Raw genomic sequence first — 18,224 nt, forward strand, 5'->3', positions numbered from 1 at the left:
GTTGAGGGTGGGTGTAGTTGTCATTCCTGCGCTCTTGCGCACTATTCGCAACAGAGCCCTATCATGGAGCGTTTGCCGACCCCGCCAGCAGTAACGCTCGAAGCGGAGCCACTCCATGCATGTACCCGACGGTTTCATCAACGCACCTGTCTCCGCTGTCGCAGGTGTCGTCGCCGCGGGCGCGGTCGCCGTCGGTCTCCGCGGCGCCCGACGCGAACTGGACGAGAGGACCGCACCACTGGCCGGGCTCGTCGCCGCGTTCGTCTTCGCCGTGCAGATGCTGAACTTCCCGGTCGCGGCGGGCACCAGCGGACACCTCCTGGGCGGGGCCCTGGCAGCGATCCTGGTCGGCCCCTACACGGGGCTGCTCTGTATAGCGGTCGTCCTGCTGATGCAGGGCATCCTCTTCGCCGACGGCGGCCTCACCGCGCTCGGCGTGAACATCACGGTGATGGGGGTCGTCACCACCGTCGTCGCCTACGCGCTCTTCCGCGGGCTGACCCGTGTGCTGCCCCGCACCCGCCGCTCGACGACCGCCGCCGCCTTCGTGGCCGCGCTCGTCTCCGTGCCGGCCGCCGCCGTCGCGTTCACCCTCATCTACGCGATCGGCGGCACCACCGACGTACCCATCGGCAAGGTGCTCACCGCGATGGTCGGCGTCCATGTCCTGATCGGCATCGGGGAGGCCGCGATCACCGCGCTGACCGTCGGCGCCGTGATCGCGGTGCGCCCCGACCTGGTCCACGGGGCGCGCGGGCTCGCCGCCCCGCTCAAGCTCCGTGTCGACGGCGAACTCGTCGACGCGCCGGCCGCGCCGGCCCCCTCCCCCGCTCCGGCGGCCGCCCGCTCCACGCGCAGGGTCTGGGCCGCGGGCCTCGCCGCCGCTCTCGTCCTCGCGGGCTTCGTCTCCTTCTACGCCTCCGCCGACCCCGACGGTCTGGAGAAGGTCGCCGCCGACAAGGGCATCGACGAGAAGGTCCAGGAACACGACGCGGCCGGCTCCCCGCTCGCCGACTACGGCGTCAAGGACGTCGGCAACGCCCGCGTCTCCGGAGGCCTCGCCGGAGTGATCGGCGTCGGTGCCACCGTCGCCGTCGGCAGCGGCGTCTTCTGGGCCGTGCGCAGGCGCCGGGCGCCGGAGACCCCCGCATCCCACACCACCGGGTCCGTCTGAGATGGGCGCCGGCCACGCGCACAAGCTCTACCGGCACGGGCGCTCACCGGTCCACGCCCTGCCGCCGCACTGCAAGCTCGCCGCCGTCCTCTGCTTCGTCGTGGTCGTCGTCTCCACCCCGCGCGAAGCCGTCTGGGCCTTCGGGCTGTTCGCGCTGCTGCTCGCCGCCGTCGCCGCTCTGGCCCGGATCCCGGCCGGGTTCCTGCTGAAGCGGCTGGTCATCGAGGTGCCGTTCGTGGCGTTCGCGCTGCTCATGCCGTTCGTCGTGCCCGGGGAGCAGACCGAACTGCTCGGCGTCCCCGTCAGCGTTCCCGGCCTCTGGGGCGCCTGGAACGTCCTCGCGAAGGGCACCCTCGGCGTGGCGGCCTCGGTGATCCTCGCCTCGACCACCGAGCTGCGCTCCCTGCTGCTCGGCCTCCAGCGGCTCCGGCTGCCGCCGTTGCTCGTCCAGATCGCGTCCTTCATGATCCGGTACGGCGACGTCATCACCGACGAGCTGCGCCGGATGTCGATCGCCCGGCGCTCCCGTGGCTTCGAGGCGAGCGGGGTACGGCACTGGAGCGTCCTCGCCAAGACGGCGGGCGCCCTCTTCATCCGGTCCTACGAGCGCGGCGAGCGCGTCCACCTCGCGATGGTCAGCCGCGGCTACACCGGCACCATGCCCGTGATCGACGAAGTGACCGCCTCCCGCACCCAGTGGGCGCACGCCGCGGCGCTCCCCGTGCTCGCCCTCGTCGTATGTCTGCTGGGATGGACCGTATGAGCCTGCCCACCGCCCCCGCGCCGTCCCTGGAGGTCAGCGGCCTCGCCTACGCCTACCCCGACGGCCACCAGGCCCTCTTCGGCGTGGATCTGACCGTGGCCCGCGGTGAACGCGTGGCGCTGCTCGGCCCCAACGGCGCGGGCAAGACCACCCTCGTCCTCCACCTCAACGGCATCCTCGACGCGGGCGCCGGCACCGTCCGGGTCGCCGGGCTGCCGGTGGAGAAGCGGCACCTCGCCGAGATCCGCCGCCGCGTCGGCATCGTCTTCCAGGACCCCGACGACCAGCTCTTCATGCCGACGGTCCGCGAGGACGTCGCCTTCGGGCCCGCCGCGGCCGGCCTGCGCGGACCCGAACTGGAGGAGCGGGTCATGACCGCGCTCAAGCAGGTCGGCATGGAGGAGTACGCCGCGCGGCCCCCGCACCACCTCTCCTTCGGCCAGCGCCGCCGGGTCGCCGTCGCCACCGTCCTCGCCATGGAGCCGGAGATCCTCGTCCTGGACGAGCCGTCCTCGAACCTGGACCCGGCCTCCCGGCGTGAACTCGCCGACATCCTGCGCGCCTTGGACGTCACCGTGCTGATGGTCACCCACGACCTGCCGTACGCCCTCGAACTCTGCCCCCGCGCCGTCATCCTCAGCGAAGGGGTGATCGCCGCCGACGACCGCACGCACGACCTCCTGTGCGACGAAGACCTCATGCGCAGGCACCGGCTGGAGCTGCCCTTCGGCTTCGACCCGCGTTCCGTGTCCGTACCGCGTTCGTGAACAGGAGGTGACCCGCCACCCGTTCCACCTGCGGCGCGATGCACCATGGGGGGATGAGCGGGAGCGCGGTAGCAGGTGTGGACGTACGGGGCACGGTGGCGCCGGGATTCGAGGCGGTACGGGACGCTTTCGTCAGAAACTTCGAACAGCGCGGCGAACGGGGAGCGGCCGTCGCCCTCTACCACCACGGCCGCAAGGTCGTGGACCTGTGGGCCGGTACGAGAGACGTCGACGGCACCGAACCCTGGGCCGTGGACACCGTCCAGATCGTCCGCTCCGCCGGTAAGGGCATCGCCGCCGCCGTGCCGCTGCTGCTGCACCAGCGCGGACAGGTCGACCTCGACGCCCCCGTCGGCACGTACTGGCCGGAGTTCAAGGCGAACGGCAAGGAACGCGTCCTCGTACGCCATCTCCTGGCCCACCGGGCCGGGCTGGCCGCCCTCGACAGGGCGCTGACACCCCAGGAGGCGGCGGACGGCACCACCGGAGCCGCGGCCGTCGCCGCGCAGCGGCCCCAGTGGGAGCCCGGCACCGACCACGGGTACCACGCCCAGACCTACAGCTGGCTCGTCGGTGAACTGGTGCGCAGGGTCACCGGGCGGACCATCGGCCGCTGGGTCGCGGAGGAGATCGGGCGCCCGCTCGGCCTGGACTTCTGGTTCGGGCTCCCGGCCGACGAGGCGCACCGCATCGGGCGGATCGGTCCCGTCGAACCCCCGCCGGCCCAGGTCGGCGGCGCCCTGCGCATGCGCCCCAAGCGCTCCGTCGTCGACGCCTACGCCGATCCGGCCTCGCTGACCCGCCGCGCCTTCGGAGCGATCGACCCCTTCCCCGACGAGAACGCCCCGGACTACCGCGCGGCGGAACTCCCCGCCTCCAACGGCGTCGCCACCGCGCGCGGCCTGGCCCGCTGCTACGCCGCGATGATCGGCCAGGTCGACGGAGAGCGGCTGTTCGCCCCCGCCACCCTCACCCTGGCCCGCACCGAGGAGTCCGCGGGGCCGGACCGCGTGCTGGTCGTCAGCACCCGCTTCGGCCTCGGCTACATGCTGCACGGCCCGGCGGCGCCGCTGCTCGGCCCGGGGTCGTTCGGGCACCCAGGCCGCGGTGGTTCGCTGGGCTTCGCCGACCCCGAAGCGGGCATAGCGCTCGGCTATGTGACGAACGGTCTGCAGAAGGGAGTTACCGCCGATCCGCGTGCCCAGGCCCTGGTCCGGGCAGTACGGTCGGCGCTATGACTCCTCGCCTCGACGGATACGCCGCCCTCCTCACCGGTGCGGGACAGGGCATCGGGGCGGCCACCGCCCGCCGGCTCGCCTCCGAGGGGGCGGCCGTCCTCGTCACCGACCTGGACGCCGGCCGCGCCGGGCGCACGGCGGCGGGGATCCGCGACACGGGCGGCACCGCCGAAGCCCTGGCCTGCGACGTGGGCGACCGGGCGGCGGTCGAGGCGGCGGTGGACCACGCGGTCGCCGCCTTCGGACGGCTCGACGTCCTGGTCAACAACGCCTACGCCGACCACGAGGACGCCCCGCTCTTCGAGGACGAGGCGGACGAGGTCTGGGCCCGCAGCCTCGACATCACCCTGACCGGTCCCTACCGCTGCTCCCGCGCCGCACTGCCGCACCTGGTGGCCTCCGGTCGGGGCTCCGTCGTCAACATCGGCTCTGTCAACGGCGAACAGGACTTCGGGGGCCACGCCTACAGCGCCGCGAAGGCGGGCCTGGCCAGCCTGACCCGCACCCTCGCCGGCCATGCGGGACCGCGCGGCGTCCGCGTCAACCTCGTGGCGCCCGGCACGATCCGTACGGACGCCTGGGCGGGCCGTGACGCCGAGCTGGAACGGGCCGCCGCGCTCTATCCACTCGGGCGGGTCGGCGAGCCGGACGACATCGCGTCCGCCGTCGCCTTCCTCGCCTCCCGGGACGCGGCCTGGATCACCGGCACCACGCTGCGGGTCGACGGCGGACTGCTCGCCGTCAACACCGCCTTCCGCGCGGCGATGGACGGGGCATCGGTACAGCGGTGACGCCCTGCCGGTCCGGACCGCTCAACTCGTGTGCAGCATCAGGCCGATGCCGACCACCATCAGGCCGGCCGCGGCGATCCGCGGGGCCCCGAACCGCTCCTTGAAGAAGAGGGCCCCTATCGCGGCGCCCACGATGATCGAGGACTCCCGGAGCGCGGCGATCGGAGCGAGCGCCGCCATCGTCTGCGCCCAGAGGACGAGACCGTAGGCGGTGACCGACAGGGCCGCGCCCAGCAGCCCCCGTACGGCGAACGGGGTGAGCTGGGGGACCAGTTCGCCCCGGCGGCGCCAGAACGCGTAAGCGGGGATGGCGATCCCCTCCAGGATCATCAGCCAGGCGATGTAGCCGATCGGTGTCCCCGAGGCACGCACCCCCACACCGTCGACCGTCGTGTAGCCGGCGATGGCCAGGCCCGTCGCGAGGGCCGCCAGGATCGCGGGCCAGTGGGGACGCTTGCCGGAGCCCCGGATGCCCCACAGCGCCAGCCCGACGAGCCCCGCCGAGGCCACGGCGACGCCCGCCGTCGCCCAGCCGTCCGGGCGCTCCCCGACGAACACGGCGGCCAGGACCGTCACGACGAGGGGGGCCGTGCCCCGGGCGATCGGATACATCTGGCCGAAGTCGCCCAGGGTGAACGAGCGCATCAGCAACAGCATGTACGCCACGTGCAGACCCGCGGAGACGAGGAGGTACGGCCAGGCGCCGGCGGCCGGGAGCGGGGCGAAGCAGGCCAGCACGAGCCCGATCAGCGCCCCGCCGCCGGAGATCAGGGTGAAGGACACCAGCTGGTCACGTATGGCGTGGGCGATGGCGTTCCAGCTGGCGTGCGTGATCGCGGCGGCCAGGACGGCCGACGCCACCAGGGGCGTCACGCCGTGTCCTCCCGCACGTCCACCACGGTGCCGCCCGCGAGTTCGACCAGGCTCCCGGGGTCGAGCGGGAAGACCGTGTGCGGGGTGCCCGCGGCTGCCCAGACCGTCGTGTGGCCGAGCAGCCCCCGGTCGGCCAGCACCCGGGTCCTCGTACGGTGCCCGAAGGGCGGGACCCCGCCGATCGCGTATCCGGTGGTCTCCCGGACCAGTTCGGCTCCTGCCCGCTTGACCTTTCCGGCGCCGAGCTCCGCCCGCACACACTCGACGTCCACCCGGGAAGAGCCGTCCATCAGGACCAGGACGGGCACACCGTCCGCTTCGAAGATCAGGGACTTGACGATCTGGCTGAGCTCGCAGCCGATCGCCGTGGCGGCCTCGACCGCGGTGCGCGTGGCGTCGGGGAAGCGGCGTACCTCGACGTCCAGGCCCAGCTCCCGCAGGGCTTCGGCGAACCGGGGGTGGGCATCGGACGAGGTCGTGGAGGGGGTGGTCCCGGGAGTGCTCATGGGCGCACGCTACTCAACGGCCCCGGGGGCGGACCACAGCGTTCCCCCGGCAGCCCCTTGCGCGCCCGGCCGGCCGGCGGGAGGCCCGGGGGCGCGCGATCCGCGCACCCGGGTCCTGCCTCAGGAACCCGCGCGCAGCACCGCTGCGACCACCGGGCCGGCCGCGTCGCCGCCGTGGCCGCCGGACTGGACGACCGCCGCCGCCGCGAGGTCGTCGCTGAAGCCGGTGAACCAGCTGTTGGACGTACCCTGCCCGTCGACCTCGGCCGAGCCCGTCTTGGCGCCCTTGTCACCGCCCACCGAGGCCATGGCCGCCTTGCCGGTGCCCCAGGAGGCGGTGGCCCGCATCATGTCGTTCAGCTGCCCGGTGACGTTCTGGGACAGGGAGCGGGACGCGGTGGCGAGCTGACGGTCGTCCAGTGACCGCGGGACGATGACGGGCTGCTGGAACGTTCCTGTGCGGGCGGTCGCCGTGATGGACGCGATGTTGAGCGCGTTCATCTGGACGGTGCCCTGGCCTATGTACTGCGCCGCCGCCTCACCGCCGGTCTCCTCGGGCACGCTGCCGTCGTAGGAGACCACGCCGGTCTGCCAGTTCAGGCCTATTCCGAAGACGTCCCTGGCCTCCTTGGCGAGCGCGGCGTCGTCCTTGGTGTCGTCGATCTTCTTGATGAAGGCGGTGTTGCACGAGCGGGCGAAGCTCGTGGTGAAGTTGCTGGAGGCGGGAAGCTCGAAATTCTTCAGGTTGTGGAACGTACGTCCCTGCCAGGTCGCTTCCTTCGGGCACTCCGCCGCACCGCCCGCCGTCACCAGGCCCTTCTCCAGGAGCATCGCGGCGGTCATGATCTTCAGCGTGGAGCCGGGCGCCTGCTTGCCCTGCATCGCCGCGTTGAAGCCGGTCGCCGGGTTGTTGGCGACGGCGCGGATGGAGCCCGTGGACGGCTTCACGGCGACGACCGACGCCCCGCTGAACTGCTTGACCGCCTTCTCGGCCGCCGCCTGGGCGTCCGCGTCGAGCGTCGTCTGCAGCTTGCCGGGCTTCCCCTTGGCGAGCGTCAGCAGCGTGGTGTCCGGCAGCTTCTCGTCGGCGGGCTCGATCCAGGTCTCGATCCCCGGTGAACCGCCCGCCTTGTCACCGTACTTCTCGCGCAGGCTGTCCAGGATCGGCCCGAGCGACGGGTACGTCTCCTTGTCGAGCACCTTGCCGTTGTGGTCGACGGCTTCGATCGCCGCAGAGGAGGACTCGCCGGTCTTCAGCGACGCCCCTTCGGTGAGCTCCGGATGGATCACCGTCGGCTGCCAGTCGACGAGCGCCTTGCCGGTGGTCAGGCCGCGCACCACGGTCAGCTCCGAGGAGTACGACCAGGGCTTGGTCTTCCCTTCGAAGGAGACGGTCGCCTTGACCGTGTACGGCACCTTCGTGCCGACGGCGGCACCCGGCGTGATCACCGCCTTGGTGACGTGCGCCTCGTCGGCGTAACCGGCCAGCAGCGGCTCGGCGACGGACTCGTTGTTGGTGAGCAGGGCGGCGGCCGACGCGTCACCCGACGCCCACGCGTCGAGGAAGCCCTTGGCGGTCTCCTCGATCTCCTCCTTGCCCGGCGGCCCCGTCTTCACCTCGGAGGACTCCGAGGCGGTCCCCATGCCCCCGGACCCGTCCCCTCCGAGCACCACCTCGTACACGCCGTAGCCGAGTCCTCCGGCCACCAGTACGAACACTCCGCCGATCACGGCGACCTTCGCTCCACTGCGCATCTGTGCAGTCCCCCTCCCCAGGAAGCCTTCTTGAACATGTTCAAGAAGACCGCTCTCTCGGCACTTTACGGGACGGGAGTGAACCTGGAGGGGGTTGTTACCGGACTGGGATGCCCCCGGAAGCCTCGCCCCGACGCCCTGGCCTCGGCGGGGACGCGCATCGCCGATGCTCGGCCGCACGGGGTCGGTCGCGAGCATTGCCGACGATGACACGCCTCGCTATGTTAATTCAGAATCACATTGCTCAGCACTATCCCGAACGTGGCGACAGCGCAACTCGCAAGCCGGACAAGGTGCACAGCGCCGTCCGGTTCCAGCAGGGAAGTGGGTAAGTAAATGCACGATCTCAACAGGCGAAGCATCCTGTCCCTCGGTGCCGCGCTCGGCCTGGTGGGGGTGGCGGCCCCCGCCAAGGCATGGGCGTGGACATCGGCGGACTCGGTGGCCGGAACCGGCTCGGGAGCCGATCCGGAGTACGTCTGGGACAGCGCGACGGACCCCCTCATGGCGTCGCTGCTCGAGAACGGCCGGATCCCCTCGGTCAACACCGCGATGGAGAAGTGGGTGAACAACGGCGATCCGCTGCCCAGCGGACTGCCGGCCGCCCTCACCGCGCATCTGCGGACCTTCAACAAGCTGCCCTCGTGGGCCGACACCGCGAAACTGACCCGCGCCGCCGACTTCAACCGGCGCAAGGACACCTACCTGTTCATGCTCTACGGCCTCGGCAGCGGGATCATGAGCACCGTGATCCCGCGGGAGGCCAGAAGCGTCTACTGGTCCTTCGGCGGCGCCGACATGAAGGACCGCGCGGCCAAGACGTTCACCTTCGGCTACGACCTGTCCGAGCTGCGCGCCTTCGAGCCGTCGGGGCAGTTCATCGTCACCGCCAACAAGACACGGCTGGTGCACGGAGCGGTACGCCACCTGCTTCCGCAGTCGCCGCACTGGAAGAACGGCGCCGACCAGACCATCCCGATCAGCGTCGCCGACATCCTGGTCACCTTCCACAGCCTGGGCACTTACGTGCACAGGAAGATGCGTGACTGGAAGATCCCGATGTCGGCCGCGGACGAGGAGGCGTTCCTGCACTCCTGGCAGGTCGCCATCCACCTGCTCGGGGTGCCGGCCGAGTACATCCCGAAGACCTGGGCGGCCGCGGAAGCGCAGTCGGCACAGGTGCTCACCCCGATCCTCGCCCCGACGCCCGAGGGTCTCGACCTGGCGGAGGTGCTGCTCGGCCTGACCGCGGAGATCGACCTCGGTGTGACGCGCGGTTTCCTGAACGAGTTCGTGCGCTACGCCCTGAGCGACGAGGTCGGCGACTGGCTGAAACTCCCGCGCGACTACGCGGCGGCGGCCCTGGTCCGCACCGCGTGGCCGGCCTTCATCCTGTTCCGCGAGGGGCTGTCACCGGTCATGCCCGGCGCCTTCTACATGCTCGACCAGTTCGTGCGCGCCCTGGCCATGCTGTTCCTCAACAAGGGCGGATCCGGGACCACCACCCCGATCACGATCCCGACCGGGAACAGGCCGACGAGCTGAATCACCCCGGCCCCGGGGGGACATCGGCGGGCGCTCCCGGGCGCCCCCCGATGCCCCCTCAGACGCCCAGGGCCCCCACGACCAGCGCGGTCACGGCGTCACGACGGTCCTGGCCGTCCCGCCACCGCAGTGCGCGTCCGGCCTCGACCGCCACCCCGAACCCCGCGTGCACCAGCACCCGGGCCTGACGGGGGTCCAACTCCGGGCGGGCCAGCCGCAACTGCTGCTCCCAGACGGCGATGTGTTCACGCTGGGCGAGGACCAACGACCGCCGCAGCTCTCCCGGCAGGCCGACGAGTTCGGCCTCGGCGACGCTGTTGAGCGCGGTGTACTCGAAGCTGTAGGCCACGTACGTCGCCGCCAGCGCGGCCACCGCGTCGTGCGGGCCGGCCACCCCCCGCAGGCTCTGCTCCACACCCTGGGCCAGAAGCCCCGCCGCCTGGAGGCACGCCGCCGCCAGGATGCCGACCTTGCCGTCGTAGTGACGGTAGAGCGCCGACGGCGCCAGCCCCACCGCCTCCGCGATCTGCCCGTTCGTGACGCTGGCGAAGCCGTCCCGAGCGAACAGCGGGACGGCGGCCGCGAGGATCTCCGCGCGTCGCGTACGCGGCACCGTCCGTGCGGGCAACTCGACGGAACGCGCGCCGCTCCTGGGCGCCTTCGCGGTGTCGGTCGCGGCCACACGCAGCGCGGACGCCGACAGCAGGTCCTCGGCCCGGCGCTGGGCGATCGAGGTGTGATGCATCGTGATGGACGCGATCGCACCGAGAGCCGCCATGGCCCGCAGGCGCCCGCCGGGCAGCGGGTACGCGCGCCGCACCGCCCCGTCGACCCGCCCGACGACGTGCCCGAACTTCGCCATGAGGCGCCGGCGGTCCTCGGTCCCGAGGTACCTGGCCTCCCACCGGTACACCCCGCCCGACGCGCGATGGGCGACGGTGACGCGGGTGACGGCGTCGACGACCTCCGCCAGGGGGGCCCCGGGCGGCACCTCGTCGAGCGCGGCGACGAGCCGCTGCGCCGTGACGTCGGCGCACTCGGCGAACAGCGCGTACTTGTTCGGGAAGTGCCGGTACAGGGCCGCCGCGGTGATACCCACGCCGGCCGCGATCTTCTCCATGGACGCCGCGTGGTACCCGTGCTCGCTGAAGACCCGGCCGGCCGCCTCGACGATGAGCTGCCTGCGATTGCGGGGCCGGGTGGCCGCGGCCGGATCGGTCACGGCCGGGCCGGTGGAAGCGGATACGGGGCCATGCCAGGAGTCAATCACACGCGCACACGGGGGATTGGGCTCCCTCGGCGCACACCGCCGGACCCTCGGCCCGCACCCCGCTACACCCAGGTGTCCAGCCACATCCGGTCGCGCCAGGCGTCCTCCGGGATCGACGTGCCCGTGTAGATCGGCCAGAAGTAGATGAAGTTCCAGACGATCAGCAGCACCAGGACCCCCGCCGCGATCGCGCCCAGCGTGCGTCTGCGCTCACCCGTGGGATCGGCGGTGTCCATGCCGAGACGGTGCTTGGTACCCGTGCCGGCCGCAGGGCCCAGGAGTGCGCCGATCATCATCGTGACCGCCAGACACAGGAACGGCACGAACACGACCGCGTAGAAGAGGAAGATCGTCCGCTCCTGGTAGAAGAACCAGGGCACCCAGCCCGCCGCCACCCCGCACGCGATCGCGCCGGCCCGCCAGTCGCGGCGGAAGGCCCAGCGCCACAGCACGTACAGCAGCGCCACGCACGCCGCCCACCAGAGCAGCGGGGTGCCGAGCGCCAGGACCTCGCGGGCGCACTTGCCGCTGGTGGACTCCAGGCAGCCCGTCTCCTCCTCGTAGAAGTACGAGACGGGGCGGCCCAGCACGATCCAGCTCCACGGATTGGACTGGTAGGTGTGGCCGGAGGTCAGGCCGACATGGAAGTCGTAGACCTGGTTCTCGTAGTGCCAGAGGCTGCGCAGCCAGTCCGGCAGCCACGTCCAGCTGCCGCCCTTGCCCTCGGTGGCCGCCCAGTCGCGGTAGTACCCCTTGTCCGTGACGATCCAGCCGGTCCACGAGACGAGGTAGGTACCGATCGCGACCGGCACCGTGGAGACGAACGCCGGCAGCAGGTCCCGCAGGACCACGGCCCTGTACGGCTGCACGGCGCCCGCCGTGCGACGCGCGCCGACGTCCCAGAGCACCGCCATCACACCGAACGCCGCCAGGATGTAGAGCCCGTTCCACTTCGTCGCGAAGGCCAGGCCGAGCATCAGACCGGCCGCGATCCGCCACGGGCGCCACCCGAGGCGGAGCGATTCGGCGATGTGGGCGTCCGGGCGCAGGATCCCGTCCTCGTCGACCGGGAGCGCCGCGGCCAGCTTGCGGCGGGACCGGTCACGGTCGATGAGGAGGCAGCCGAAGGCCGCCAGCACGAAGAACATCAGCACCAGGTCGAGCAGCGCGGTGCGGCTCATCACGAAGTGCAGTCCGTCCACGGCCAGCAGGGTGCCCGCCAGGCAGCCCAGGAACGTCGAGCGGAACAGCCGGCGGCCGATGCGGCACAGCATCAGGACCGAGAGGGTGCCGAGCAGCGCCACCATGAAGCGCCAGCCGAACGGGGTGAACCCGAACATCTGCTCGCCGAACCCGATGATCCACTTGCCGACCGGCGGATGGACGACGTAACCCGGGTCCACCGGGATGTCCACCGAGGACGGGTCCCGCAGGATCAGCTTGTCGACGTCCTTGGGCCAGGAGCCCTCGTACCCCTGGTTGACCAGGGCCCAGGCGTCCTTGGCGTAGTAGGTCTCGTCGAATATCACCGCCTTCGGGCTGCCCAGGTTCCAGAACCGCAGCACCCCGGCGACCAGGGCGACCAGCAGCGGCCCGCCCCAGGCGGACCAGCGCACCAGGTGGCCGGCGAGGACCGGCGGCACGGCGAGCACCTTCCAGAACTGGCGGCCGGGGCGGGCGTAGGGCGGGTCGAGGCGCTCGCGCAGCCCCGTCTCCGGCCGTGGGGAATGGCCGAAGCGGCGCAGCCGCTGCTGCCAGGAAGGCGGCTGGTCGCCGGTGTGATCCCCGGCGTCGTTGCCCTGCTGGGCCTCGGGCGCAGTACTCGTCACCGCGCCATCGTAGGGAACGCATCTGTGCGAGGGGTGCCGCCCGTGCTGGGAGGATGGCCGATGTGACTGGAACGACTGGAACGCTCGTACTCGCAGGGACCCCCATCGGCGACGTGGCGGACGCCCCGCCACGGCTCGCCGCCGAGTTGGAGACGGCCGATGTCGTGGCCGCCGAGGACACCCGGCGGCTGCGCCGGCTCACCCAGGCGCTGGGTATCCGCACGACGGGGCGTGTCGTGTCCTACTTCGAGGGCAACGAGTCGGCGCGTACGCCCGAACTCGTCGAGGCCCTCGTCGGCGGCGCGCGTGTCCTGCTGGTCACGGACGCCGGGATGCCGTCCGTCTCCGACCCCGGCTACCGGCTCGTCGCCGCCGCCGTGGAACAGGACATCAAGGTCACCGCCGTACCGGGCCCGTCGGCCGTGCTGACCGCGCTCGCACTGTCCGGGCTGCCCGTGGACCGCTTCTGCTTCGAGGGCTTCCTGCCGCGCAAGGCCGGCGAACGGCTGGGCAAGCTGCGCGAGGTCGCGGACGAGCGCCGCACGATGGTCTTCTTCGAGGCCCCGCACCGGCTGGACGACACCCTGGCCGCGATGGCCGAGGCGTTCGGGGCGGACCGCAGGGCCGCCGTGTGCCGGGAGCTGACCAAGACGTACGAGGAAGTGAAGCGCGGCCCGCTGGGCGAGCTGGCGGTCTGGGCCGCCGAGGGGGTGCGCGGCGAGATCACCGTCGTGGTCGAGGGCGCCACGGACTCCGGTGACGAAGGACTGGACGCCGCCGAGCTGGTGCGCAGGGTGCAGGTGCGCGAGGAGGCGGGGGAGCGGCGCAAGGAGGCCATCGCCGCGGTCGCCGCCGAGGCGGGGCTGCCCAAGCGCGAGGTGTTCGATGCGGTGGTCGCGGCAAAGAACGCGGCTCGGACCGGCCAGGAGCAGGGCAAAGGACTAACCTGAAAGGTAAAGCCTGAGCCGCGTACCGGGCCGTTCGGCCACGAAACGGCCAAAAGCGTTCCAACACTCGGCAGACCTGGTGCACCGCCGTCGGCGAAGGCGTCCACTTGAGGGTGGAACGCACCATCCGGAGTGCTTGTCCGGAGTGCTTGTCCACCGGACAAGAGGAGCAGGCATGAGTGAGATCGCAGCAGGCACCGCGCACGAGGCGTACGCCTTCGCGTGCATGAGGTGCGGACACGGCTGGGAACAGGCCTACGAGATAGAGCACCACGTCGACGGTTTGGGCAACGCGTTCGTCGTGTACAAGGCGGACGGGGAGCGCGTGCCGTCGCCGCTGTCCACCCCGGCATGCGCGAACTGCGGCGGCCACGTGGTGCGGATCATGCGGGCCGGCCGGGTCTCCACCGTCCAGCAGCTGCTCCGGCCCCCGCTGACCACGGCCGGTCGCCAGGAGGCCCCCGCGGAGATGTCCGTGGCCACCGCCGCCCCGGCTGCCGGCTCCGGATCGCACCACTGGCAGCTGTCCGATCTGCTCCGCCCCTTCCACCGGCGCTGAGAGAGAGCTCAGGCCCTCGTAGAGTCGGGGGCATGAGCCGTACCGAAGCCCCGCCGCTCCCCGAACCCCTCAGGGTCCCGGTCGCCGATTCCCACACCCATCTCGACATGCAGGACGGAACGGTCGAGGAAGGGCTGGCCAGAGCCGCGGCGGTCAACGTCACCACCGTCGTCCAGGTCGGCTGCGACGTGAAGGGTTCCCACTGGGCCGCCGAGACCGCCGCCGCACACCCCGCCGTGCACGCCTCCGTCGCGCTGCACCCCAACGAGGCGCCCCGCATCGTGCACGGGGACCCGGAGGGCTCGGCGCGGCAGGGGGTCAGGGAGCCGGGCGGGAGGGCCGCCCTCGACGAGGCGCTCGCCGAGATCGACGCGCTGGCCGCCCTCGGCCACGTACGCGCGGTCGGCGAGACCGGGCTCGACCACTTCCGTACGGGTCCCGAGGGCATGGCCGCCCAGGAGGAGTCCTTCCGTGCCCACATCGAGATCGCCAAGCGGCACGGCAAGGCACTGGTCATCCACGACCGCGAGGCCCACGCGGACGTGCTGCGGATCCTCGCCGACGCCGGGGCGCCGGAGCGGACCGTCTTCCACTGCTACTCCGGTGACGCCGAGATGGCCCGGATCTGCGCGGCGGCCGGGTACTTCATGTCCTTCGCGGGCAACGTCACCTTCAAGAACGCGCAGCCGCTCCGCGACGCGCTGGCCGTCGCCCCCGCCGAACTCGTGCTCGTCGAGACGGACGCCCCCTTCCTCACCCCGGCCCCGTACCGCGGACGGCCCAACGCGCCCTACCTGATCCCGGTCACGCTCCGTGCCATGGCCGAGGTGAGGGGCACCGACGAGGACACCTTGGCCGCCGCCGTCTACGACAACACCGCGCGCGCGTTCGACTTCTGAGGGCCGACACACACACTCCGGGCGGCACTTAGGGTAATCGTACGACTTTGCACGGTTACGGGGGGACCGCTATCGTGCCCGCGCAACGGGGACGGCAGGCCGGAACGTCTGGAGCGTCGTGGGCCATTCACAGGGCAGTCACCGCGCGGCGCGCGGCAGTCGGCGTACGGGGCAGGCCCCGGCGAGGCCCCCCTTCCCGCCCCCGGCGCCGCCGCGCTCCCTCCACGAGGAGCGGACGATCGTCGCCGGGCTCCGGCCCGGCCCCCTGCCGGTCCATGACCCGACCGTGCTGGACACCCCGCTGGTGCCCCGTCGGCCGGCCCCGCGGAGGGCGACCGGAGGACACCGGGCGGCCCGGCGCCACCGGCGTGCCGCGGGCGTCGGCGCGCCGGAAGCCCTGCGGCGGATCGTCCCCCGCGCCCTGGTCGTCGCCGTCCTGGCGGGCGGCACCGCCGGGTTCCTCGCCCAGGACAAGGCCGTACGCGTCGACGTCGACGGGACATCACGCACCCTGCACACCTTCGCGGACGACGTCGGGGAGCTCCTGGAGGCCGAGGGCGTCACCGTCGGCACCCGCGACACCGTCGCCCCCGCCCCCGCCACGGCCCTGGACGACGGCGACGAGGTCGTCGTCCGCCGGGAGGCACGCGGCTTCGGCCCTGTGCCGGGCGGCGCCCCCTGGCTGCCACGGCGGCCGTAGGCTTAACGGGTGAGCACCACAGAGCCCGACGCCCTCCTGGGCCCCGCAGACATCCGCGAGCTGGCCGCAGCGCTGGGCGTACGCCCCACCAAACAGCGCGGCCAGAACTTCGTCATCGACGCCAACACGGTCCGCCGGATCGTACGGACCGCCGAGGTGCGGCCCGACGACGTGGTGGTCGAGGTCGGGCCCGGCCTGGGCTCGCTGACCCTGGCCCTGCTGGAGGCGGCCGACCGGGTCGTCGCCGTGGAGATCGACGACGTGCTCGCGGGCGCCCTGCCGGCCACGGTCGCCGCCCGGCTGCCTGGGCGCACCGACCGCTTCGCCCTGGTCCACTCGGACGCGATGCTGGTCAAGGAGCTGCCCGGCCCCGCGCCGACCGCGCTCGTCGCCAACCTGCCGTACAACGTCGCGGTGCCCGTCCTGCTCACCATGCTGGAGCGCTTCCCCACCATCGAGCGGACGCTCGTGATGGTCCAGGCCGAGGTCGCCGACCGGCTGGCCGCCCGGCCCGGCAACAAGGTCTACGGAGTGCCGTCGGTCAAGGCCAACTGGTACGCCGACGTCAAGCGCGCCGGGTCGATCGGCCGCACCGTTTTCTGGCCCGCGCCCAACGTCGACTCGGGCCTGGTGTCCCTGGTCCGCCGCGCGGAACCGGTCCGCACCACCGCGAGCAGGGCCGAGGTCTTCGCCGTCGTGGACGCCGCCTTCGCCCAGCGCCGCAAGACGCTCCGCGCGGCACTGGCGGGCTGGGCGGGCTCCGCGCCGGCCGCCGAGGCCGCCCTGACCGCCGCGGGGATCTCGCCGCAGGCCCGCGGCGAGGCGCTGACCGTCGAGGAGTTCGCCGCCATCGCCGAGAACAAGCCGGAGCCCTCCGCATGAGCCGCAGCGTCACCGTCCGCGTACCCGCCAAGGTCAACGCGCAGCTCGCGGTGGGCGCACCCCGCCCCGACGGCTTCCACGACCTGGCCAACGTCTTCCTCGCCGTCGGCCTCTACGACGAGGTCACCGTCACCCCCGCCGACACCCTGCGCGTCACCTGCTCGGGACCGGACGCCGGCCAGGTCCCGCTGGACGCCACGAACCTCGCGGCCCGCGCCGCGATCGCGCTCGGCGCCCGGCACGGCATCGCCCCCGATGTGCACATCCACATCGCCAAGGACATCCCCGTCGCCGGCGGCATGGCGGGCGGCAGCGCCGACGGCGCCGCCGCCCTGCTGGCCTGCGACACGCTCTGGGCCACCGGCGCCACCCAGGAGGAACTCCTGGCGATCTGCGCCGAGCTGGGCAGCGACGTGCCGTTCAGCCTGATCGGCGGGGCGGCACTCGGCGTCGGACGCGGTGAGCAGCTGACGCCCGTCGAGGTCGGCGGAAGCTTCCACTGGGTCTTCGCCGTCGCCGACGGCGGACTCTCCACCCCGGCGGTCTACGGCGAGTTCGACCGGCTCACCGCCGGCACCGACGTGCCTGAGCCGACCGCCTCCCCCGCACTCCTGGCCGCCCTGCGCAAGGGGGACACCACCGCACTCGCGGGCGCCCTCGGCAACGACCTCCAGGCCGCCGCCCTCTCCCTGCGCCCCTCGCTGGCCGGCACCCTCGCCGCGGGCACCGCCGCCGGCGCCCTGGCCGCACTGGTCTCGGGATCCGGGCCGACCACCGCCTTCCTCACCGCCGACGAGGAGTCCGCGCGGAAGGTGGCCGACGCGCTGCTGGCGTCCGGCACCTGCCGCGAGGCCCGGGTGGCCGTCTCCCCGGCGGCGGGAGCGACGGTTCAGCGACCGTAGCGGCAGCGGCCGGAGGCGATTCGGTGTGTGCAGGCCGGAGGGGCAAGGGACGCAGCCGCGGGCAGCGGGCCCGGGTCAGCCCAGCTCCAGGGTCCTCTTCGCCAGCTCGTACGCAGGGAGCATCGCCTTGTGCTCCTGGGAGTCCAGCCCGCCCAGGTGCACCACTACCGGGCCGTCCGGCGTCGCGACGGCGAAGGCGCGCTCCGTCTTCCGCTCGTCCAGCAGCTCGACGGTCACCGTGTAGGTGACCTCCGCGGCTGCCACCGACCCCGCTTCGGTCGCCTTGAACGACGCCTCGGACGCATTCGTGTCGCCGGCCAGGAAATCCTCCAGCGCGGCTCGCGGGGTGGTGCCGGAGCCCTCGCCCTGCCACACCCGGAGATAGCCGATGTTCCCGGCCGGCTTGGCGTCGATCTCGCAGACCATCGTGGCCGAGCCCTGCTGCCCCAGTTCCGCGAGCTCCGAGCCGGGATCCACTTCCACGGCCTCCGGCGTCCAGTCCGCCGCCAGGGCGAACGTCACCGGCAGCTCGCAGGCCGAGCCCGGGGCGCCCAGCGTGGCGCCCTTCGCCACAGCGGGACTCTCCGCGGCCTTCGAGGGGACGCGGTCCCCGTTCTTGCCCGTGTCACCGCCGCCCGGCGACGACGAACAGCCCGCCACCGCCACCGTCACCACGACCGCCGAAACCAGGGCCCGCCCCGCGCCACGCATCATGAAGTCCCCACCCCACAGATGTTCCGAACCGCTCCGACCTGGGGTTACTCCCCATGATCGATCGCCGCACGCTATCGCACCCCGCGCGGCGACTACTCTGGGACGTCGAG

18 protein-coding genes are annotated in these 18,224 nt (G+C 72.4%); 12 read left to right on the forward strand and 6 right to left on the reverse strand.

The features are described 5' to 3' along the window. Window positions 1-115 precede the first annotated feature (115 nt). The 5 genes from ACZ32T_RS27405 (at window position 116) to ACZ32T_RS27425 (ending at window position 4,733) form a co-directional block, all read left to right on the forward strand. Window positions 116-1,174: an energy-coupling factor ABC transporter permease gene (locus tag ACZ32T_RS27405; RefSeq protein WP_467369549.1), complete on the forward strand. Its 1,059-nt coding sequence runs from the start codon at window positions 116-118 to the stop codon at window positions 1,172-1,174. A gap of 1 nt (window position 1,175) precedes the next feature. After that, on the forward strand, window positions 1,176-1,937 hold the full coding sequence (gene cbiQ, locus ACZ32T_RS27410) for a cobalt ECF transporter T component CbiQ (RefSeq protein ID WP_467369551.1): 762 nt from the start codon (window positions 1,176-1,178) through the stop codon (window positions 1,935-1,937). Further along, complete coding sequence (locus tag ACZ32T_RS27415; protein WP_467268551.1) at window positions 1,934-2,704, forward strand: energy-coupling factor ABC transporter ATP-binding protein; 771 nt, start codon at window positions 1,934-1,936, stop codon at window positions 2,702-2,704. The genes cbiQ and ACZ32T_RS27415 overlap by 4 nt, the downstream gene beginning before the upstream one ends. 77 nt (window positions 2,705-2,781) lie before the next feature. Continuing rightward, window positions 2,782-3,942: a serine hydrolase domain-containing protein gene (locus tag ACZ32T_RS27420; protein ID WP_467268863.1), complete on the forward strand. Its 1,161-nt coding sequence runs from the start codon at window positions 2,782-2,784 to the stop codon at window positions 3,940-3,942. After that, window positions 3,939-4,733 (forward strand): SDR family NAD(P)-dependent oxidoreductase, encoded by a 795-nt coding sequence (locus tag ACZ32T_RS27425; RefSeq protein ID WP_467268548.1) that lies wholly within the window; start codon window positions 3,939-3,941, stop codon window positions 4,731-4,733. The genes ACZ32T_RS27420 and ACZ32T_RS27425 overlap by 4 nt, the downstream gene beginning before the upstream one ends. A 21-nt stretch (window positions 4,734-4,754) precedes the next feature. Here the strand turns inward: ACZ32T_RS27425 and ACZ32T_RS27430 are convergent, their stop codons facing one another. The 3 genes from ACZ32T_RS27430 to ACZ32T_RS27440 form a co-directional block, all read right to left on the reverse strand. Continuing rightward, window positions 4,755-5,606, reverse strand: a complete 852-nt coding sequence (locus tag ACZ32T_RS27430) for an EamA family transporter (RefSeq protein WP_467369553.1) — start codon at window positions 5,604-5,606, stop codon at window positions 4,755-4,757. Then, complete coding sequence (locus tag ACZ32T_RS27435; RefSeq protein WP_467369555.1) at window positions 5,603-6,112, reverse strand: YbaK/EbsC family protein; 510 nt, start codon at window positions 6,110-6,112, stop codon at window positions 5,603-5,605. Before ACZ32T_RS27435 ends, ACZ32T_RS27430 begins: the two co-directional genes overlap by 4 nt. A gap of 120 nt (window positions 6,113-6,232) precedes the next feature. Beyond that, window positions 6,233-7,867, reverse strand: a complete 1,635-nt coding sequence (locus tag ACZ32T_RS27440; protein ID WP_467369557.1) for a penicillin-binding transpeptidase domain-containing protein — start codon at window positions 7,865-7,867, stop codon at window positions 6,233-6,235. Window positions 7,868-8,203: 336 nt separating this feature from the next. Here ACZ32T_RS27440 and ACZ32T_RS27445 point away from each other — a divergent pair, with 336 nt between their 5' ends. Continuing rightward, window positions 8,204-9,412 (forward strand): oxygenase MpaB family protein, encoded by a 1,209-nt coding sequence (locus tag ACZ32T_RS27445; RefSeq protein ID WP_467268540.1) that lies wholly within the window; start codon window positions 8,204-8,206, stop codon window positions 9,410-9,412. 58 nt (window positions 9,413-9,470) lie between these two features. On the opposite strand, the gene ACZ32T_RS27450 is transcribed toward ACZ32T_RS27445, so the two are convergent. Beyond that, window positions 9,471-10,634, reverse strand: coding sequence for a TetR/AcrR family transcriptional regulator (locus ACZ32T_RS27450; RefSeq protein ID WP_467369559.1), 1,164 nt, complete (start codon window positions 10,632-10,634; stop codon window positions 9,471-9,473). Between the two features lie 110 nt (window positions 10,635-10,744). Next, window positions 10,745-12,511 carry a dolichyl-phosphate-mannose--protein mannosyltransferase gene (locus ACZ32T_RS27455; protein WP_467369561.1) on the reverse strand — a complete coding sequence of 589 codons (1,767 nt, stop codon included), beginning with the start codon at window positions 12,509-12,511 and terminating at the stop codon, window positions 10,745-10,747. A 53-nt stretch (window positions 12,512-12,564) separates the two neighbouring features. On the opposite strand from ACZ32T_RS27455, the gene rsmI reads away from it, so the two are divergent. The 6 genes from rsmI to ACZ32T_RS27485 all read left to right on the forward strand — a co-directional run bounded on the left by rsmI (window position 12,565) and on the right by ACZ32T_RS27485 (window position 17,400). Then, entirely contained in the window at window positions 12,565-13,461 is an 897-nt protein-coding gene (rsmI, locus tag ACZ32T_RS27460; RefSeq protein WP_467268534.1) for a 16S rRNA (cytidine(1402)-2'-O)-methyltransferase, read from the forward strand. 172 nt (window positions 13,462-13,633) lie between these two features. After that, window positions 13,634-14,017: a hypothetical protein gene (locus ACZ32T_RS27465; RefSeq protein ID WP_467369563.1), complete on the forward strand. Its 384-nt coding sequence runs from the start codon at window positions 13,634-13,636 to the stop codon at window positions 14,015-14,017. A gap of 32 nt (window positions 14,018-14,049) precedes the next feature. Next, complete coding sequence (locus tag ACZ32T_RS27470; RefSeq protein WP_467369565.1) at window positions 14,050-14,916, forward strand: TatD family hydrolase; 867 nt, start codon at window positions 14,050-14,052, stop codon at window positions 14,914-14,916. 118 nt (window positions 14,917-15,034) lie between these two features. Next, complete coding sequence (locus ACZ32T_RS27475; protein WP_467369567.1) at window positions 15,035-15,616, forward strand: ubiquitin-like domain-containing protein; 582 nt, start codon at window positions 15,035-15,037, stop codon at window positions 15,614-15,616. 9 nt (window positions 15,617-15,625) lie between these two features. Continuing rightward, the gene (gene rsmA / locus ACZ32T_RS27480; protein ID WP_467268525.1) at window positions 15,626-16,498 is read left to right on the forward strand and encodes a 16S rRNA (adenine(1518)-N(6)/adenine(1519)-N(6))-dimethyltransferase RsmA; all 873 of its coding nucleotides are present in this window, start codon (window positions 15,626-15,628) and stop codon (window positions 16,496-16,498) included. After that, window positions 16,495-17,400 carry a 4-(cytidine 5'-diphospho)-2-C-methyl-D-erythritol kinase gene (locus tag ACZ32T_RS27485; protein ID WP_467369569.1) on the forward strand — a complete coding sequence of 302 codons (906 nt, stop codon included), beginning with the start codon at window positions 16,495-16,497 and terminating at the stop codon, window positions 17,398-17,400. Before rsmA ends, ACZ32T_RS27485 begins: the two co-directional genes overlap by 4 nt. Before the next feature lie 75 nt (window positions 17,401-17,475). Here ACZ32T_RS27485 and ACZ32T_RS27490 read toward each other — a convergent pair whose 3' ends face one another. Continuing rightward, window positions 17,476-18,114 (reverse strand): lipoprotein, encoded by a 639-nt coding sequence (locus ACZ32T_RS27490; protein WP_467268520.1) that lies wholly within the window; start codon window positions 18,112-18,114, stop codon window positions 17,476-17,478. Between the last annotated feature and the right edge of the window lie 110 nt (window positions 18,115-18,224).

This window comes from Streptomyces sp. NPDC023573 (genome assembly GCF_055559735.1).